Below are 17,920 nucleotides of genomic sequence, written 5' to 3' on the forward strand. Positions count from 1 at the left end.
CCTTCACGCCCTCTTCACGCGGCGCGCGCTCCCCGGACGCAGGCGCGTGACGCGGCTCTCGCGCCGGTCAGGCGTCCTCGGCGAGTTCCAGCCAGCGCAGCTCCAGTTCGTCGCGCTGACCGGCCAGGTCCCGCAGTTCGGCGTCCAGTTCGGCCACCTTCGCGAAGTCCGTGGCGTTGTCGGCGATGGCGGTGTGGAGGGTGGCCTCCCTGGCCGAGATCTTGTCCAGCTGGCGCTCGATGCGCTGGAGTTCCTTCTTCGCGGCGCGCTGGTCGGCGGCGCTCTTCTCGGGCGTCGCGCTCCGGGCCGGGGCGGCGGCCTGGGCGGAGGCGGCTGCGGCCTCCTCCATGCGCTTGCGGCGTTCCAGGTACTCGTCGATGCCGCGGGGCAGCATCCGCAGGGTGCCGTCGCCGAGGAGGGCGAAGACGCGGTCGGTGGTGCGCTCGACGAAGAACCGGTCGTGGGAGATCACGATCATCGAGCCGGGCCAGCCGTCGAGGAGGTCCTCGAGCTGGGTCAGGGTCTCGATGTCGAGGTCGTTGGTGGGCTCGTCGAGGAAGAGGACGTTGGGCTCGTCCATCAGCAGCCGCAGCAGCTGGAGGCGGCGGCGCTCACCGCCGGAGAGGTCCCCGACGGGCGTCCACTGCTTCTCCTTGCTGAAGCCGAAGGTCTCGCAGAGCTGACCGGCGGTCATCTCGCGTCCCTTGCCGAGGTCGACGCGCTCACGCACCTGCTGCACGGCCTGCAGCACCCGCCAGGTGGGGTCGAGCTCGGCGACCTCCTGCGACAGGTAGGCGAGCTTCACCGTCTTGCCGACGCGGATCCGGCCGGCCGCGGGCTGCGTCTCGCCCTCGCTGCGGGCGGCCTCGGCGAGCGCGCGCAGCAGGGACGTCTTGCCGGCGCCGTTGACGCCGACCAGGCCGATGCGGTCGCCGGGGCCGAGCTGCCAGGTCACGTGCTTCAGCAGCACCTTGGGCCCGGCCTGGACGGTCACGTCCTCCAGGTCGAACACGGTCTTGCCGAGCCGTGAGGAGGCGAACTTCATCAGCTCACTGCTGTCGCGCGGCGGCGGCACGTCCGCGATCAGCTCGTTGGCGGCCTCCACGCGGAAGCGCGGCTTGGAGGTGCGGGCGGGGGCGCCGCGGCGCAGCCAGGCCAGCTCCTTGCGGACCAGGTTCTGCCGCTTGGCCTCCTCGGTGGCCGCGATGCGCTCACGCTCGGCGCGGGCGAAGACGTAGTCGGAGTAGCCGCCCTCGTACTCGTGGACGACGCCGCGCTGCACGTCCCACATGCGGGTGCAGACCTGGTCCAGGAACCACCGGTCGTGGGTGACGCAGACCAGCGCGGAGCGGCGGTTGCGCAGATGCTCGGCGAGCCAGGCGATGCCCTCGACGTCGAGGTGGTTGGTCGGCTCGTCGAGGACGATCAGGTCCTGCTCCTCGATGAGCAGCTTGGCCAGCGCGATACGGCGCCGCTCGCCGCCGGACAGCGGTCCGATGACGGTGTCGAGCCCCTTGGGGAAGCCGGGCAGGTCCAGCCCGCCGAACAGCCCGGTGAGCACGTCGCGGACCTTGGCGTCGCCGGCCCACTCGTGGTCGGCCATGTCGCCGATGACCTCGTGGCGGACGGTGGCCTCCGGGTCGAGGGAGTCGTGCTGGGTGAGCACGCCGAGCCGCAGCCCGCCGGAGTGCGTCACACGCCCGGTGTCGGCGTCCTCCAGCCGGGCCAGCATGCGGATCAGCGTGGTCTTGCCGTCGCCGTTGCGCCCCACGACCCCGATCCGGTCCCCCTCGGAGACGCCGAGCGAAATCCCGTCCAGCAGCGCACGGGTGCCGTACACCTTGCTGACGTTCTCGACATTGACCAGATTGACGGCCATTTCTCTCCTGCCCGGTGGATCGATCAGCTTTCCAGCGTAGGCCCTGCCGGGGGGCGGTCGTCACGCGCGGAGATGGTCACCCTTTGTGACGACGAACTCTGAGGGACGACCGTCAGACGACCGTGGCCCCCGGCACCGGCCCCGACGCAGTGCGTACATCCCGGCAGGTGCCGGAGGTCCGCAGCGCCGCCGCGAGGGCCTGCGCCGCCTCCGCGTCCCGCGCCAGGAACGCCGTCGTCGGCCCCGACCCCGACACCAGCGAGGCCAGTGCCCCCGCCGCGCGCCCCGTGGCCAGCGTGTCCGCCAGCTCCGGGAACAGGGACAGCGCCGCCGGCTGAAGATCGTTGGACACGGTGGCCGCGAGCGCTTCCGCGTCACCCTTGGCGAGTGCGCCGAGCAGTTCCCGCGAAGCCACCGGCTCCGGGATCTCCCGCGCTTCCGCCAGCCGGTCGAACTCCCGGAACACCGCCGGTGTGGACAGCCCCCGGGTGGCCATCGCGAACACCCAGTGGAAGGCGCCCCCGACCTCCAGCTCCGTCAGCTTCTCGCCCCGCCCGGTGCCGAGCGCGGCCCCGCCGACCAGGCTGAACGGCACGTCGCTGCCCAGCTCGGCGCAGATGCCGAGGAGTTCCTCCCGCGAGGCGCCCGTGCCCCACAGCGCGTCGCAGGCGAGCAGGGCGCCCGCGCCGTCCGCGCTGCCGCCGGCCATGCCGCCCGCGACGGGGATGTCCTTCGCGATGTGCAGATGGACGTCGGGCGTCCGGCCGTACCGCTCGGCGAGGGCGACGGCGGCGCGGGCGGCGAGGTTGGTGCGGTCCAGGGGGACCTGCGCGGCGTCCGGCCCCTCGCAGGTGATGCGCAGCCCGTCGGGCGACGGGGTGGCGGTGACCTCGTCGTACAGGCCGACCGCGAGGAAGACGTTGGCCAGCTCGTGGAAGCCGTCGGGGCGGGCCGCGCCGACCGCGAGCTGGACGTTGACCTTGGCGGGGACGCGGACGGTGACGCTCACTGCGGGGCCTTCTCCTCGTGTCCGACGGCCTTGGGCTCGGCGTCCTTGTGCTCGGCGATGCGCGCGAACTCCTCGACGGTCAGCGACTCGCCCCGCGCCTGCGGCGAGACGCCCGCGGCGACCAGCGCCGCCTCGGCCGCGGCCGGCGAGCCCGCCCAGCCCGCGAGGGCGGCGCGCAGCGTCTTGCGGCGCTGGGCGAAGGCCGCGTCGACCACGGCGAACACCTCACGCCTGCTCGCGGTGGTCTTCAGCGGCTCCGCGCGCCGCACCAGCGACACCAGGCCGCTGTCGACGTTCGGCGCGGGCCAGAACACGTTGCGGCCGATGGCCCCGGCGCGCTTCACCTCGGCGTACCAGTTGGCCTTGACCGAGGGCACGCCGTACACCTTGGAACCGGGGGCGGCGGCGAGCCGGTCGGCGACCTCGGACTGGACCATCACCAGCGTGCGCTCGATGCTCGGGAAGGTCTCGAGCATGTGCAGCAGCACCGGGACGGCGACGTTGTAGGGGAGGTTGGCGACCAGCGCGGTGGGGGCCGGGCCCGGCAGCTCGGTGACGTGCATCGCGTCGGAGTGGACCAGCGCGAACCGGTCGGCGCGCTCCGGCATGCGAGCGGCGACGGTGGCGGGCAGCGCCCCGGCCAGCACGTCGTCGATCTCCACCGCGGTGACCCGGTCGGCGGCCTCCAGCAGCGCCAGCGTGAGCGAGCCGAGCCCGGGGCCGACCTCGACGACGACGTCGTCGGGGCGTACCTCGGCGGTGCGCACGATACGGCGGACCGTGTTGGCGTCGATGACGAAGTTCTGGCCGCGCTGCTTGGTGGGCCGTACGCCGAGGGCGGCCGCCAGTTCGCGGACGTCGGCGGGGCCGAGGAGGGCGTCGGGGGTGGGGCTGGTCACGGGACAAGGGTACGGGGCGCGCGGGTACGCCCCGGTCACCGCCGGCGCCCTCACCCGCGCAGCCGGTCCCCGCAGTGCGGCCAGGCGGCGGCCCCGCTGCGGACGTAGAGCCGCTTCGCGCGGTACGTCTGCTCGGCCGGGGGCGCGTCCTGGGGTCGGCCGGCGCCGCCGAGGCGGCGCCAGGTGGGGGTGTCGAACTGGTACAGCCCGCCGTATGTGCCCGACGGGTCGGTGGCGTCGGGCCGGCCGCCGGACTCGCACCGCGCGAGCGCGTCCCAGTCCAGCGCGTCCGCGCCCCGCACGGACATCGGGACGGGCCGGGTGCCGACCCGCACCCGGCGCGCGACCGGCTCGCGCACCACCTCGGTGTGCAGCAGCCGGGGCCGCTGCCGGACGCCGTTGACGGTGCGCTGCGCGTAGGTGAGGCGGCGCAGCCCGGGCCGTCCGGCGCGGTCGACGACCATCGTGCCGTGGGCCAGCGCGGGGTCCTCGACGCGTTCCTCGGTGAACGGGATCTCCTCGTCGCGGACCTCCGTGCCGTCGGTGATGCGCAGCACGGTGACGACCTGGCCGTCGCGGGGGAAGCTGCCGGGGGCGACGGAGGTGGTGTCGCGTCCGCGCAGGGTGACCCCGGCCTGATGCACGGCCTCCCGCACGGTCGCGGCGTTGGTGCGGACACTGCGGGCCCGCCCGTCGGCGAGGACGGTCACCGCGCGTTCGGTGCGGACCTCCAGGGCGAGGCCTGCGGGTCCGACCCGGGTGCCGGGCGGGGCGGACAGATGGGCTCCGGCGACCCGTACGCCGAGCCGCCGCAGCGCCTCGCCGACGGTGGGCGCGGTCGTCCACACCTCCTGCCGGGTGCCGTCGAGGGTGAGCAGCAGGGGGCGCGCGTGCCGCACCCGGACCGTGTCGCCGTCCTCCAGGGCGGTGCCGGGGGCGGGGCTGATCTCGTCGTGCGGTCCGGTGCGCACGCCCTCCTCGGCGAGCAGCCCGGTGACGTCGTCGGCGAAGGTGTGCAGGGTGCGGGGGCTGCCGTCGACGGTCAGCTCGACGCCCTTGTCCTCGGCGACGAAGGCGCTGGTGCCGCCCGCGAGGAACGCGACGACCAGCGCCTTCGGCAGCAGCCGGCGCGCGGCCTCGGCCCGCTCGGCGTACCGGCCGGGGCGGCGGTGCGCCGACCGCCTCGGCGCGGGGGCGGGCGCGCGGCGGGGCAGGGCGGGCACGGTCTCCGCCTCGTGGATCCCGCCGCACACGGCGTGCGTCGGGCACGTCTTCTGATACGTCTCGAACCGCAGGGTGGTGCTCACGCCGACACGCTCCAGGGCTGGCCAGGGGAACCCCCGGAGGGGGCTCCCAGAACCTAGCCGAGCGCCGATCGCTCTCCCAGGCGACACGACTACGGAGCGTGGATGTGGCGCGGGTCCGTCAGTAGCCGAAGGCGCGCGCGGTGTTGGCGCCCAGCGCGGTGGCCAGGGCGTCCTCGTCGATGCCGCGCACGGCGGCCATGGCACGCACGGTGACCGGCACCAGGTAGGGGGCGTTGGGCCGGCCGCGGTAGGGCACGGGGGTGAGGAAGGGCGCGTCGGTCTCCACCAGGACCAGCTCCAGCGGGGCGACGGCCAGGGCGTCCCGCAGGTTCTGCGCGTTCTTGAAGGTGACGTTGCCGGCGAACGACATGTAGTAGCCGGCGCGGGCGCAGATCTCCGCCATCTCGGCGTCGCCGGAGTAGCAGTGGAAGACGGTGCGCTCGGGGGCGCCCTCCTCCTTCAGCACGCGCAGCACGTCCGCGTGGGCGTCGCGGTCGTGGATCACGAGCGTCTTGCCGTGCCGCTTGGCGATCTCGATGTGGGCGCGGAAGGACCGCTCCTGGGCCTCCTTGCCCTCCTCACCGGTGCGGAAGTGGTCGAGGCCCGTCTCGCCGACGCCCTTGACCTGCGGCAGCGCGGCCAGCCGGTCGATCTCGGCGAGCGCCTCGTCCAGCGCCGCGTCCCCGCCGGGCTCCCGGGCGCCCTGCCGGGACCAGCCGTCGGGATCCCCGTGGACGATCCGGGGCGCCTCGTTAGGGTGCAGGGCAACCGTCGCGTGCACGGCGTCGTACGCGGCGGCCGTCTCCGCCGCCCAGCGGGACCCCTTGAGGTCGCAGCCGACCTGCACCACGGTCGTCACCCCTACCGACGCGGCCTTGGCGAGGGCGTCCTCGACGGTGCCGGACTGCATGTCGAGGTGGGTGTGGGAGTCAGCGACCGGCACCCGCAGGGGCTCCGGGAGCGGCGGTGCGGCGTTCTTGTCGGTGTCGTGGGCAGGCATGCTCCGATCCTACGGAAGCGGCGCGGGCCCCTCCGGCGTCCAGGGCGCCTCCACCGGTCCGGCGGCCGGCACCCGGCGTTCCCGGTGGCGGGCGTCGCGGGCGGAGGCGACCCGGCCCGGACGGAGGATCCGTACGACGTGGCCGTCGCAGCTGCGGCAGGTGGGCCGGTTGAGCGGGGAGGGCACGATGCGGCCGTCCGCCACGTAGAGCACGAAGGTGCGGCCGTCGGCGTCGACGTGGTGCTCTATCTCGTACGCCTGCTCCCAGCCGTAGCCGCAGCGCATGCAGGCGAAGCTGTACGCCTCGGTGACGACGGCGGTGGCGCCCGCGCGCAGTCCGTCCGGTCCCAAGATCTCGGTCATGCCGGCTCCTGTCTGGTCCGCTGACGGGACGGGCCCGTGCCCGTCCCACCGACCAGTGGACTCCCCGGCGGCCATGAGCGCACGGGCGCGGACGGAGTATTGGCGCCGATTTGGCCGCGTCTTACCGGAACGCCCCGGACGCTTTACCGACGCGGGGGCGTTCCATGACGATGGCGCGCGCCGGCGCGCGCCTCAGACGCTCCCGGCGTTCTTCGCCGCTACCACCGCGTCGAAGACCAGCCGCTTGGGCAGCCCCGCCTCCGCCGCGACCGCCGCGATGGCCTCCTTGCGCCGCTCGCCCGCCTCCTCGCGCACCCGCACCCGGCGCACCAGCTCGGCGTCGTCGATCTCCTCGGGGCCCTTCTCGGGGGCGCCCTCGACGACCACGGTGATCTCCCCGCGCACGCCCTCGGCCGCCCACGCGGCCAGCTCGCCCAGCGGCCCCCGCTTGACCTCCTCGTACGTCTTGGTCAGCTCGCGGCAGACGGCGGCGCGGCGGTCGGCGCCGAAGACCTCGGCCATCGCGGCGAGGGTGTCGTCGAGGCGGTGCGGTGCCTCGAAGTAGACGAGGGTGCGGCGCTCGCCGGCGACCTCCCGCAGCCGGCCGAGGCGCTCGCCCGCCTTGCGGGGCAGGAACCCCTCGAAGCAGAACCGGTCGACGGGCAGCCCGGACAGGGCGAGCGCGGTGAGCACGGCGGACGGTCCGGGCACCGCGGTGACCCGGATGTCCTGCTCGACGGCGGCGGCGACCAGCCGGTAGCCGGGGTCGGACACGGAGGGCATGCCGGCGTCGGTGACGAGCAGCACGCGCGCGCCGCCCGTCAGCTCCTCGACCAGCTCGGGCGTGCGGGCGGTCTCGTTGCCCTCGAAGTACGACACCACCCGCCCCTTGGGGGTGACGCCGAGCGCCTGGGTCAGCCGGCGCAGCCGCCGGGTGTCCTCGGCGGCGACGACGTCGGCGCCGGCGAGTTCCTCGGCGAGCCGGGGCGGGGCGTCGGAGACGTCGCCGATGGGGGTGCCTGCGAGTACGAGGGTTCCGGTCACGCGTCCATCCTCCCAGGAGCGGACGGAGGCGGGGCATACCGCCCATGCGCGGGACTCACACAGCGCCGTTCCCTACGATGGCGCGGTGACCAGTACCGCGTCCTCCACGGACACCCGCCAGGAGCAGTCGCCGCTCGAGCAGCGGCAGACGTGGCAGCACCGGCTGCGGCGTTTCGGCCACCGTGCGTCCGCCGTCAGAGGCGATGTCCGCGACCGCCTGGTTCCGCCGTACACCGAGCCGTCGGGACGGCTGTGGAAGACGCTCGGCGTGCCGCCGGTGCTCGCCGACCGTCTCGTCCGCTGGTCGGGGTGGGGCGGTCCGCTGCTGGTGACGCTGGTGGCGGGGGTGCTGCGGTTCTGGAACCTGGGCCACCCCAAGGCGGTGATATTCGACGAGACGTACTACGCGAAGGACGCGTGGGCGATCGTCCACCGCGGCTTCGAGGTGAACTGGGACAAGGACGTCAACCGGATCGTCCTGGACTCGGGCGGCAACGTCCCGATCCCGACGGACGCCGCGTACGTCGTCCATCCGCCGGTCGGCAAGTACGTGATCGGCCTGGGCGAGCTGCTCTTCGGCTTCGACCCGTTCGGGTGGCGGTTCATGACGGCGCTGCTCGGCACGCTGTCGGTGCTGATGCTGTGCCGGATCGGGCGCCGTCTGTTCCGCTCGACGTTCCTCGGCTGTCTCGCGGGTGCGCTGATGGCGGTGGACGGGCTGCACTTCGTGATGAGCCGCACGGCGCTGCTCGACGGCGTGCTGATGTTCTTCGTGCTGGCCGCCTTCGGCTGTCTGCTGATCGACCGGGACAGGGCGCGCGAGAAGCTGGCCGCCGCGCTGCCGGTGGACGCGGACGGGCGGGCCCGTCCGGACGTGGACGCCGCCGAGAACACCCGGATCGGTTTCCGGCCATGGCGTCTCGCGGCGGGCCTGCTGCTGGGCCTGGCGATCGGCACGAAGTGGAACGGCCTGTACATCATGGCCGCTTTCTGTGTGATGTCCGTGCTGTGGGACGTCGGCGCGCGCCGGGTCGCGGGCGCGGTGCGGCCCCGGGTCGCGGTGCTGAAGCGGGACCTGGGCTGGGCGTTCCTGTCGACCGTGCCGGTGGCGGTGTTCACGTACTTCGCGTCCTGGATCGGCTGGATCCTCTCCGCGACGGACGGCAGCGGCGGTTATTACCGCGACTGGGCCACCCGCGACGGGCGGAAGAGCGACTGGGCGTGGCTGTTCCCCGACTGGTGGCGCAGCCTGTGGCACTACGAGAACCAGGTGTACGAGTTCCACGTCGGCCTGTCCTCGCCGCACACGTACGAGTCCAACCCGTGGAGCTGGATCGTCGCCGGCCGCCCGGTGTCGTACTTCTACGAGTCGCCCGCGCCCGGCGTGGACGGCTGCCCGGTGGACGCGGGCGAGAAGTGCGCGCAGGAGGTCCTCGCCATCGGCACGCCGATGCTGTGGTGGGTGGGCTGCCTGGCCCTGCTCTACGTCCTGTGGCGCTGGGCGTTCCGCCGCGACTGGCGCGCGGGCGCGATCGCGTGCGGCGTCGCCGCGGGGTACGCCCCCTGGTTCCTGTACCAGGAACGCACGATCTTCTACTTCTACGCGATCGTCTTCCTGCCGTTCCTGTGCCTGGCGGTGGCGATGCTCCTGGGCGCGGTCGTCGGCCCGCCCCGCTCCACGGACACCCGCCGCGTGGCGGGAGCGACGGCGGCGGGCGTCCTCACCCTGCTGATCGTGTGGAACTTCATCTACTTCTGGCCGATCTACACCGGCACCCCGATCCCGATCGACGACTGGCGGTCGCGGATGTGGCTGGACACGTGGGTGTAGCCCTCCGGGCGCCTTGACCGGGGCGCGGCGCCTTGCCGCGCCCTGCCCGGTCTCACCCCCCGTACCGGCGGCGCAGATCGTCGGTGACGCCGGCCATCGTCCGGGCCGCGTGCTCCGGGGCCTCGTCGAGGGGGTGCCCGGACTGGGGGTCGTAGGCGGTGAGTCCGGTTTCCTTCTCCACGACGGCCGCGAGGGCGGCGATCCGGCCGATCACGGACTCGGCGCCCTCACCGGTGTGCCAGTAGGGCACGGTGACACCGACCTCGCCGCCGTAGACGTACAGCTCGATCCCGGTGCCGTCATGGCTCAACGCGCGCTCGGTGGACCCCTCGTCGTCGATCTCCACCTCCCCCAGGAGGTCCCTGGCCTGCGGAACGATCCGCTCCCAGGCGTCGAGGAGGTGACCGGGAATCGCCTCGTCCCCCTCGTCCGCCTCGGCCGCGTCCTCCAGCGCCTTGAGGGCGTCGTCCCAGGACTGCCCGTAGCGCCGGCTGAGGAAGAGGATGTCGTAGCTCACCGCGTGATCGTAGTCACCCGGCCCGGCGCGCGCGGGAGGGGGTCTCTTTGGGACAACGATCCTTCGCACCCGCCCCCTTGGGCGCTCACAGCGCATAGGGTTCGGGACGTGCCGGGCTTTTGAACGCGTTCAGAAGACGCGGGGTCCGGCCGGGGGAGGACAGCCCGATGGGCAAGGGGGTCAAGGCCGCCGTCGTCGGCGGCGTGTTCGCCGTGATGGTCGGCGGTGCGGGGTACGGGGCGTACAACATCGTCTCGGCCCTGAACGGGGACGGGGGCGGCGCGAGCGCGGCGGAGACGCGCAAGTCGGGGCCGCCCGACCAGGACGAGGTGCGCGAGACGACCGACGCGTTCTTCGGCGCCTGGGAGAAGGGGCAGGCCACGCGGGCCGCCTCGTACACGAACAACGCGCAGGACGCGGGCGCGCTGCTGGCCGCCTACGGCGAGGAGGCCCGAATAGGGCGGGTGGACATCACGCCGGGCGCCCCGCGCGGCACCACCGTGCCGTTCACGGTGAAGGCGACCGTCTCCGCCGACGGCGTCTCCAAGCCCCTGCGCTACACCAGCACGCTGACGGTCGTGCGCGGGCAGACCACCGGCCGCGCGCTGGTCGACTGGAAGCCGTCCGTCGTGCACCCGGACCTGAGGGACGGGGACACCCTCGTCACCGGGGAGTCCGCGCAGCCGCCCATCGAGGCGGTGGACCGCGACGGCACCGTGCTGACGAGGGAGAAGTACCCCTCCCTCGGCCCGGTCCTGGACACCCTGCGGGAGAAGTACGGCGAGAAGGCGGGCGGCAGCCCGGCCGTCGAACTGTCGATCCGGCACGCGACCGACGAGGCGGACACCCCGCTGCTCACCCTCGCCAAGGGCGAGGCCGGCAAGCTGCGCACCACGCTCAGCGCCGGGGTGCAGGCGGCCGCCGAGACTGCGGTGAAGCAGTACCAGGAGTCCTCGGTGGTGGCGCTGAAGCCGAGCACCGGCGAGGTGCTGGCGGTCGCCAACAACCGCGGCGACGGCTTCAACGCGGCCTTCCAGGGCCAGGTCGCCCCCGGCTCCACCATGAAGATCATCACCGCCGCGATGCTCATCGACCACGGCGTGACCTCCATGAACGGCCCGGCGCCCTGCCCGGACACCGCGACCTGGCAGAGCCAGACCTTCAAGAACCTCACCGGCATGGAGCCGAACGAGGGCGCCACCCTGGCCAACAGCTTCCTGCGCTCCTGCAACACCGCCTTCATCAAGCTGATCGACGAGGAGCCGCTCGGCGACGCCTCGCTCACCGAGGAGGCGCAGGAGCGGTTCGGGCTCGGCCGGGACGACTGGAAGACGGGCATCGCCTCCTTCGACGGCAGCGTGCCGGCCTCCGGCGGCCCGGACCGCGCGGCGAACGCCATCGGGCAGGGCCAGGTGCAGATGAACCCGCTGAACATGGCCTCGGTGACGGCCACCGCGATCACGGGCGCGTTCCGCCAGCCGTACCTGGTCTCCCCCGAGCTGGACGGCCGTCAGCTGGCGCAGGCGAAGGGACTGCCCGCACAGACGTCGGCGCAGCTCAAGGAGATGATGCGGCTCACCGCCACCCAGGGCACGGCGGTGCGGGCGATGTCCGGCCTGGGCGGTGACATCGGCGCGAAGACGGGTTCCGCGGAGGTCGACGGGAACGCCACGTCGGACAGCTGGTTCACCGGTTTCCGGGGCGATGTCGCGGCGGCGGCGATGGCCCAGCAGGGCGGCCACGGCGGCGACGCGGCCGGGCCGATTGTCGCAGCCGTGCTACGAGCGGGCGGCTGAGCGCACGGCCCTCGCGGCGGGACTTTAGGGTGGGGGCCGTCGTCGGCGTGGCTGCGCCGACGGGGCCTTGACTCGATCGAGAGCCACGCGGGCCGCGGGGGGCCGGGGCGGGGCGACGGAGGACGGACACCAGTGGGGAACAGAGGGCGCGCCGGGGACCGGCGGAACATGAGACCGGTCGTGATCGGCGCGGCGATGGCCGTGCTGATGGGCGGCGCCGGCTACGGCGCGTACGCACTCGTGGACGGCGCGGGCCGGGACGGCGGGGACTCCGCCTCCCAGGCGGAGGCCGTGAAGTCGGGGCCGCTGTCGGCCGAGGAGGTCACCGCCGCCGCCGGGACGTTCCTCACCGCCTGGCAGTCCGGCCAGGTCGCCGAGGCCGCCGCCGCGACCGACGACCCGGTGGCCGCGAAGGCGGCGCTGATCTCGTACGTGAAGGACGCCCGCGTCCGGAACCTGGCCCTCACCCCGGGAGCCCCCGCCCGGAACTCGGTCACCTTCGCCGTGAAGGGCACGGTGACGTACGAGCGGACGACGAAGCCGCTGACGTACGACAGCACGCTGACCGTGGTGCGGCGGGCCGGGGACGGGGAGCCGCGCGTCGCCTGGCGGCCGTCCGTGCTGCACCCGGAGCTGCGGGAGGGCGACAAGCTGGTCACCGGCGAGGCGGGCACCCCGCCGGTGAAGGCGCTGGACCGCGACGGCGGCGAGCTGACCACGGAGAAGTACCCGTCGCTGAAGTCCGTGCTGGACAGTCTGCGCGACAAGTACGGCGAGAAGGCGGGCGGCGAGGCCGGCGTCGAGCTGCGTGTGGTGCGCGGCGAGGCGTCGAAGAAGGCGGAGCTGTCCGACACGACCCTGCTGGAGCTGAGCGAGGGCACGCCGGGCACGGTGAAGACCACGCTGAGCCCGTCCCTGCAGGCGCTCGCCGAGACCGAGGTGGCGAAGCGGAAGCAGGCCTCGGTGGTGGTGATGCGGCCGTCGACCGGCGAGATACTCGCGGCGGCGAACTCCTCGCACGGCTTCAACGTCGCCTTCCAGGGATCGCTGGCGCCGGGCTCCACGATGAAGGTGGTCACCTCCTCGATGCTGATCGAGAAGGGCCTCGCCTCCATCGACAAGAAGCACCCGTGCCCCAAGTACTTCAGCTACGGCGGCTGGAAGTTCCAGAACCTGGACAAGTTCCAGATCAAGGACGGCACGTTCCGCGCGAGCTTCGCCGCCTCCTGCAACACGGCCTTCATCAGCCAGGCCCCGAAGCTGGAGGACGACGACCTCACGAAGTTCGCCCAGGACTACTTCGGTCTCGGCCGCAACGACTGGAAGGTCGGGGTGTCCACGTTCGACGGCGCGGTGCCGGTGCAGTCGAAGGCGCCGATGGCCGCGTCGCTGATAGGCCAGGGCGGGGTGCGGATGAACCCGCTGAACATGGCGTCGGTGTCGGCGACGGTGAAGGCGGGCGTCTTCCACCAGCCGTACCTGGTGTCGCCTGAGGTCGACGGGCGCCGGCTGGCGACCGCGCCGCGCACCCTGTCCGCGGACACGCTCGCGCAGGTGCGGGAGCTGATGTCGTACACGGCGAGCGCCGGGACGGCCACGGAGGCGATGGCCGGAATCGGCGGTGACCGGGGCGCGAAGACGGGCTCGGCCGAGGTGGACGGACAGAAGAAGCCGAACGGCTGGTTCACCGCGTACAGCGGCGACCTGGCGGCGGCGGCCGTCGTGCAGGCCGGCGGCCACGGCGGATCGACGGCGGGCCCGATCGTGGCGTCGCTGCTGAAGGCGGGCGGCTGAGGCCCGCGCTCCGGACGGCCCGGGCGGTCAGTGAGGTACCGGCTGGGCCGTCTTCACGTGGGTGAGGCGGAGGAAGCGGGACAGGGTCTTGGTGTCGAACTCGACCACCGAGTGGCCCTGGCCGGTGTGGAACTCCACCACCGCCTGCACCCGGCCGCACGGCCACACCCGTGTGCCGCCGCTGTCGACGGGCGCCTTGAGACCGTGTTCCAGCAGGTCCCGGTCGACGACCCATCCGAGGGGCCGCGTCCCGGGCAGGTCCACCCGCACATTGCGGGGATCGCGCTCGGGGTCGTACCGCAGGACCACGGGGACGGCCCCGTGACTCTCCAGCAGGGGATCCTCATCCGTCACGATGTGGACTCGCGCGTACTGCTCGATCACGGACATCGGTGGGCCCCTTACGCTGCGTCGTGCGCCCGGCAAGGCATTCATGGCTTACAAGCCCTGTACCCACCCCTGTCCCATCCTGCACCCAAATCGGAATCTGCGCTTCCGAGCGGCCTATATCACAGATGAGGTACCCACCGAGCCGGGCGAGACGTAGGACAACCCACTCGCTCTTGCGAATGGTTCGCAAGAGGGGACATCATCGAGTCCGTGCACGCACCTGACGGATTCATCGACGTTCCCGTGTCCGCCGCCGCCGGCGTCCTCGCCGCCGGCGCGATCGCCGTGAGCCTGCGCGGCGCGCGCCGCGAGCTCGACACCGCCGCGCGGCCCGGCACGGGCGGCGGGGCCGAGCGCACCGCCCCGCTGGCCGGGCTGGTCGCGGCGTTCATCTTCGCCGTGCAGATGCTGAACTTCCCGGTGGCCGCGGGCACCAGCGGCCACCTTCTCGGCGGCGCGCTCGCCGCGATCCTCGTCGGCCCGTACACGGGTGTGCTGTGCGTGTCCGTGGTGCTGCTGCTCCAGGCCGTGCTGTTCGCCGACGGCGGTCTGACCGCGCTCGGTGTGAACATCACCACGATGGCGCTCACCACCACCGTGGTCGCCTACGCCCTGTTCCGGGTGCTGGTGAAGCTGCTGCCGAACTCCCGCCGCTCGGTGACCGCCGCGTCCTTCGTGGCCGCCCTGGTCTCCGTCCCCGCCTCCGCGGTCGTCTTCACCCTGCTGTACGCGGTGGGCGGCACCACCGACGTGTCGATCGGCAAGGTCGCCACCGCGATGGTCGGTGTGCACGTCCTCATCGGTCTCGGCGAGGCCGCCATCACCGCGCTGACCGTCGGCGCGGTCATCGCCGTACGCCCCGACCTGGTGCACGGGGCGCGCGGGCTGCGGCAGCAGCTCAAACTGCGGGTGAACGGCGAGCTGGTCGACGCCCCCGAGGCCGCGAAGCCCGTCCCGGCCGCCGCGCGCTCCCCGCGCACGGTGTGGATCGCCGGCCTGGTCACCTCGCTGCTGCTCGCCGGCTTCGTCAGCTTCTACGCCTCCGCGAACCCCGACGGCCTGGAGAAGGTCGCCGCCGACCACGGCATCGACAAGCAGGCCGAGGAGCACGCGGCCGCGGACTCGCCGCTCGCCGACTACGGAGTGAAGGACGTGGACGACGCCCGGCTGTCCGGCGGCCTCGCGGGCGTGATCGGCGTGGGCGTGACGGTCGTGGCCGGCACGGGCGTGTTCTGGGCGGTCCGCCGCCGGCGCACCACCGACGAGCAGGCGGAGGCCACCTCCCCCGCCGGCACGAGCGTCTGACGTGGGCGCGGGTCACTCCCACCGGCTCTACCGGCACGGCCACTCCCCCGTGCACGCGCTGCCGCCGCACACCAAGCTCGCCGCGGTGCTCGCGTTCGTGATCGTGGTCGTGTCGACGCCGCGCGAGGCGATGTGGGCGTTCGCGGCGTACGCGGTGCTGCTCGGCGCGGTCGCGTACGCGGCGCGCGTGCCGGCCGGGTTCCTGCTGAAGCGGCTGCTGATCGAGGTGCCGTTCGTCGCGTTCGCCGTGCTGCTGCCGTTCGTCGCCGAGGGCGAGCGGGTCGATGTCCTCGGGCTGTCGCTGAGCGTGAACGGCCTGTGGGGCGCCTGGAACGTGCTGGCCAAGGGCACCCTCGGCGTCGCGGCGTCCGTCCTGCTCGCCGCCACCACCGAGCTGCGGGAGCTGCTGCACGGCCTCCAGCGGCTCAGGCTGCCGCCGCTGCTGGTGCAGATCGCGTCCTTCATGGTCCGCTACGGCGACGTCATCACCGACGAGATGCGCCGGATGCGGATCGCCCGCGAGTCCCGGGGCTTCGAGGCGCGCGGGATACGGCACTGGGGTGTGCTCGCCAAGTCGGCGGGCGCGCTGTTCATCCGCTCCTACGAGCGCGGCGAGCGCGTCCATCTGGCGATGGTGAGCCGCGGCTACACCGGGGTCATGCCGGTGATCGACGAGGTGGCGGCGTCCCGGGCGCAGTGGTCGTACGCCCTGGCCCTCCCCTGCGCCGCCCTCGTCGTGTGTCTGCTGGGATGGACCCTGTGAGTACTGCTTCCCTGGAGGTCTCCGGCCTCGCCTTCGCCTACCCCGACGGCCATCAGGCCCTGTTCGGCGTGGACTTCACCATCGGGCGCGGCGAGCGGGTCGCGCTGCTCGGGCCGAACGGCGCCGGCAAGACGACGCTCGTGCTGCACCTCAACGGCATCCTCACCGGCGGTGCGGGCACCGTCCGCGTGGCCGGTCTGGAGGTCGGCAGGCGGAACATGGCGGAGATCCGGCGCCGGGTCGGCATCGTCTTCCAGGACCCGGACGACCAGCTGTTCATGCCGACGGTGCGGGAGGACGTGGCGTTCGGACCGGCGGCGGCCGGGCTGAAGGGGGCCGAGCTGGAGGCGCGCGTGGACCGGGCGCTGGAGCGGGTCGGCATGGCGGAGTTCAAGGACCGCCCGCCGCACCACCTCTCCTTCGGGCAGCGGCGCCGGGTGGCCGTGGCGACCGTGCTCGCGATGGAGCCGGAGATCCTGGTCCTGGACGAGCCGTCCTCCAACCTCGACCCGGCGTCGCGCCGTGAACTGGCCGACATCCTGCGGTCGTTGGACGTCACCGTCCTGATGGTCACGCACGACCTGCCGTACGCGCTGGAGCTGTGCCCGCGTTCCCTGGTCCTCAGCGACGGGGTGATCGCGGCGGACGGCCCGACGGGTGAGCTGCTCGCCGACGACGCGCTGATGCGGGCGCACCGCCTGGAGCTGCCGTACGGCTTCGACCCGCGGTCCGTGCCGGCGCCGCCCGCCCGTGGGTGACGAGCGCGCCGCACCCTGGAATCGCAGGCGTGGCAGCGTGGTTGCACCCACTGTCGCAGGCGAGTGGAAGGAACGACAGGACGTGGACGTCGAGGTGCGGGGCACGGTGGCCGGCGGCTGGGAACCGGTCCGGGAGGCGTTCGCCCGGAACTTCGAGCGGCTCGGGGAGCGGGGCGCCGCGCTCGCCGTGTACCGGGACGGCCGCAGGGTCGTGGAGCTGTGGGCCGGCACGAAGGACGTCGACGGTGACGCGCCCTGGCAGCGGGACACCGCGCAGGTCGTGCGGTCGGCGACCAAGGGGGTCGCGGCCGCCGCGGTGCTGATGCTGCACGAGCGGGGGCTGCTGGACCTGGACGCGCCGGTCGGCCGGTACTGGCCCGAGTTCAAGGCGCACGGCAAGGAGGGCGTGCTGGTCCGGCACGTCCTCGGGCACCGCGCCGGGCTGCCGGTGCTGGACCGCCCGCTGAGCTTCGCCGACGCCGCCGACCCGGTACGGGCCGCGGAGGCCGTGGCCTCGCAGGCCCCCGTGTGGGAGCCGGGCACGGACCACGGTTACCACGCGCTGACGTACGGCTGGCTGGTGGACGAACTGGTGCGCCGGGTGACCGGGAAGGGCACCGGGGACTGGATCGCGTCCGAGATCGCGGCTCCCCTCGGCGGGCTGGACCTGTGGGTGGGCCTCCCGTCCTCCGAGGCGCATCGCGTCGGGCGGGTCGGCAAGGTCGAGGCGCCCGAGCCGGCGGGGGCGCTGCGCGCCCGGCCCAAGCGCTCGGTCACCGCCGCCTACGCCGACCCGGACTCCCTCACCCGCCGCGCCTTCGCCGCGATCGACCCGTCCCCCGACCACAACGACCCGGCGTTCCACGCGGCCGCCCTGCCCGCCGCCAACGGCATCGCGACGGCGGACGGGCTGGCCCGCTTCTACGCGTCACTCGTCGGCCCGGTCGACGGCGTACGGCTGCTCGCCCCGGACACGGTGGAGCGGGCCCGCGCCGAGGAGTCGGCGGGCCCCGACCGGGTCCTGGTGGTCGGCACCCGCTTCGGGCTCGGCTACATGCTGCACGGCAGCGCCTCCCCGCTCCTGGCCCCGGGCTCCTTCGGCCACCCCGGCCGCGGCGGCTCCCTCGGCTTCGCCGACCCGGAGTACGGCGTCGCCTTCGGCTACGTCACCAACGGCTTCCGCAGGACGGTCACGGCGGACCCCAGGGCGCAGGCGCTGATCCGCGCGGTGCGGGAAAGCCTTCCGTCGTCCTAGACGCGGATCC

16 protein-coding genes are annotated in these 17,920 nt (G+C 73.5%); 7 read left to right on the forward strand and 9 right to left on the reverse strand.

All coding sequences use genetic code 11. The annotated features are described in order from the left end of the window. Positions 1-67: 67 nt before the first annotated feature. The 7 genes from AY578_RS13495 to rsmI all read right to left on the reverse strand — a co-directional run bounded on the left by AY578_RS13495 (position 68) and on the right by rsmI (position 7,501). Positions 68-1,879: an ABC-F family ATP-binding cassette domain-containing protein gene (locus tag AY578_RS13495; RefSeq protein WP_136239577.1), complete on the reverse strand. Its 1,812-nt coding sequence runs from the start codon at positions 1,877-1,879 to the stop codon at positions 68-70. Positions 1,880-1,991: 112 nt separating this feature from the next. Further along, complete coding sequence (locus AY578_RS13500) at positions 1,992-2,888, reverse strand: 4-(cytidine 5'-diphospho)-2-C-methyl-D-erythritol kinase (RefSeq protein WP_019524222.1); 897 nt, start codon at positions 2,886-2,888, stop codon at positions 1,992-1,994. Continuing rightward, positions 2,885-3,787, reverse strand: a complete 903-nt coding sequence (gene rsmA / locus AY578_RS13505) for a 16S rRNA (adenine(1518)-N(6)/adenine(1519)-N(6))-dimethyltransferase RsmA (protein ID WP_028959629.1) — start codon at positions 3,785-3,787, stop codon at positions 2,885-2,887. The genes AY578_RS13500 and rsmA overlap by 4 nt, the downstream gene beginning before the upstream one ends. Before the next feature lie 50 nt (positions 3,788-3,837). After that, positions 3,838-5,094, reverse strand: coding sequence for a resuscitation-promoting factor (locus tag AY578_RS13510; protein WP_136239576.1), 1,257 nt, complete (start codon positions 5,092-5,094; stop codon positions 3,838-3,840). Positions 5,095-5,212: 118 nt separating this feature from the next. Next, positions 5,213-6,094, reverse strand: coding sequence for a TatD family hydrolase (locus AY578_RS13515; RefSeq protein ID WP_161107703.1), 882 nt, complete (start codon positions 6,092-6,094; stop codon positions 5,213-5,215). Positions 6,095-6,103: 9 nt separating this feature from the next. Then, positions 6,104-6,457 carry a hypothetical protein gene (locus AY578_RS13520; RefSeq protein WP_019524218.1) on the reverse strand — a complete coding sequence of 118 codons (354 nt, stop codon included), beginning with the start codon at positions 6,455-6,457 and terminating at the stop codon, positions 6,104-6,106. Positions 6,458-6,649: 192 nt separating this feature from the next. Beyond that, on the reverse strand, positions 6,650-7,501 hold the full coding sequence (rsmI, locus tag AY578_RS13525) for a 16S rRNA (cytidine(1402)-2'-O)-methyltransferase (protein ID WP_215187929.1): 852 nt from the start codon (positions 7,499-7,501) through the stop codon (positions 6,650-6,652). 85 nt (positions 7,502-7,586) lie between these two features. On the opposite strand from rsmI, the gene AY578_RS13530 reads away from it, so the two are divergent. Beyond that, entirely contained in the window at positions 7,587-9,332 is a 1,746-nt protein-coding gene (locus AY578_RS13530) for a dolichyl-phosphate-mannose--protein mannosyltransferase (RefSeq protein ID WP_136239575.1), read from the forward strand. A gap of 52 nt (positions 9,333-9,384) precedes the next feature. Here AY578_RS13530 and AY578_RS13535 read toward each other — a convergent pair whose 3' ends face one another. Continuing rightward, a complete protein-coding gene (locus AY578_RS13535) occupies positions 9,385-9,849 on the reverse strand; it encodes a hypothetical protein (RefSeq protein ID WP_019524215.1) in 465 nt (154 codons plus the stop codon). A gap of 167 nt (positions 9,850-10,016) precedes the next feature. On the opposite strand from AY578_RS13535, the gene AY578_RS13540 reads away from it, so the two are divergent. Both AY578_RS13540 and AY578_RS13545 read left to right on the forward strand, forming a co-directional pair. After that, positions 10,017-11,645, forward strand: a complete 1,629-nt coding sequence (locus tag AY578_RS13540; protein ID WP_215187930.1) for a penicillin-binding transpeptidase domain-containing protein — start codon at positions 10,017-10,019, stop codon at positions 11,643-11,645. A 168-nt stretch (positions 11,646-11,813) separates the two neighbouring features. Next, on the forward strand, positions 11,814-13,439 hold the full coding sequence (locus tag AY578_RS13545) for a penicillin-binding transpeptidase domain-containing protein (RefSeq protein WP_370879088.1): 1,626 nt from the start codon (positions 11,814-11,816) through the stop codon (positions 13,437-13,439). Positions 13,440-13,466: 27 nt separating this feature from the next. On the opposite strand, the gene AY578_RS13550 is transcribed toward AY578_RS13545, so the two are convergent. Continuing rightward, positions 13,467-13,829 carry an SsgA family sporulation/cell division regulator gene (locus AY578_RS13550; protein ID WP_161107700.1) on the reverse strand — a complete coding sequence of 121 codons (363 nt, stop codon included), beginning with the start codon at positions 13,827-13,829 and terminating at the stop codon, positions 13,467-13,469. A gap of 210 nt (positions 13,830-14,039) precedes the next feature. Here AY578_RS13550 and AY578_RS13555 point away from each other — a divergent pair, with 210 nt between their 5' ends. The 4 genes from AY578_RS13555 to AY578_RS13570 all read left to right on the forward strand — a co-directional run bounded on the left by AY578_RS13555 (position 14,040) and on the right by AY578_RS13570 (position 17,910). Continuing rightward, on the forward strand, positions 14,040-15,134 hold the full coding sequence (locus tag AY578_RS13555; protein ID WP_258902393.1) for an energy-coupling factor ABC transporter permease: 1,095 nt from the start codon (positions 14,040-14,042) through the stop codon (positions 15,132-15,134). Between the two features lies 1 nt (position 15,135). Continuing rightward, entirely contained in the window at positions 15,136-15,897 is a 762-nt protein-coding gene (gene cbiQ, locus AY578_RS13560; RefSeq protein WP_019524210.1) for a cobalt ECF transporter T component CbiQ, read from the forward strand. Next, positions 15,885-16,655, forward strand: a complete 771-nt coding sequence (locus AY578_RS13565) for an energy-coupling factor ABC transporter ATP-binding protein (protein WP_037953351.1) — start codon at positions 15,885-15,887, stop codon at positions 16,653-16,655. Before cbiQ ends, AY578_RS13565 begins: the two co-directional genes overlap by 13 nt. A gap of 82 nt (positions 16,656-16,737) precedes the next feature. Then, positions 16,738-17,910 carry a serine hydrolase domain-containing protein gene (locus AY578_RS13570; RefSeq protein WP_258902394.1) on the forward strand — a complete coding sequence of 391 codons (1,173 nt, stop codon included), beginning with the start codon at positions 16,738-16,740 and terminating at the stop codon, positions 17,908-17,910. Positions 17,911-17,920 lie beyond the last annotated feature (10 nt).

The organism is Streptomyces thermocarboxydus, assembly GCF_024760485.1.
GTDB classification, from domain to species: Bacteria; Actinomycetota; Actinomycetes; order Streptomycetales; family Streptomycetaceae; genus Streptomyces; species Streptomyces cellulosae.

Excerpts from the sequence above, each read along its gene's own strand:
- AY578_RS13495 (WP_136239577.1), bottom strand. The coding sequence starts at position 1,879 with ATGGCCGTCAATCTGGTCAATGTCGAGAACGTCAGCAAGGTGTACGGC.
- AY578_RS13515 (WP_161107703.1), bottom strand. The coding sequence starts at position 6,094 with ATGCCTGCCCACGACACCGACAAGAACGCCGCACCGCCGCTCCCGGAG.
- AY578_RS13520 (WP_019524218.1), bottom strand. The coding sequence starts at position 6,457 with ATGACCGAGATCTTGGGACCGGACGGACTGCGCGCGGGCGCCACCGCC.
- AY578_RS13540 (WP_215187930.1), top strand. The coding sequence starts at position 10,017 with ATGGGCAAGGGGGTCAAGGCCGCCGTCGTCGGCGGCGTGTTCGCCGTG.
- AY578_RS13545 (WP_370879088.1), top strand. The coding sequence starts at position 11,814 with ATGAGACCGGTCGTGATCGGCGCGGCGATGGCCGTGCTGATGGGCGGC.
- AY578_RS13550 (WP_161107700.1), bottom strand. The coding sequence starts at position 13,829 with ATGTCCGTGATCGAGCAGTACGCGCGAGTCCACATCGTGACGGATGAG.
- AY578_RS13565 (WP_037953351.1), top strand. The coding sequence starts at position 15,885 with ATGGACCCTGTGAGTACTGCTTCCCTGGAGGTCTCCGGCCTCGCCTTC.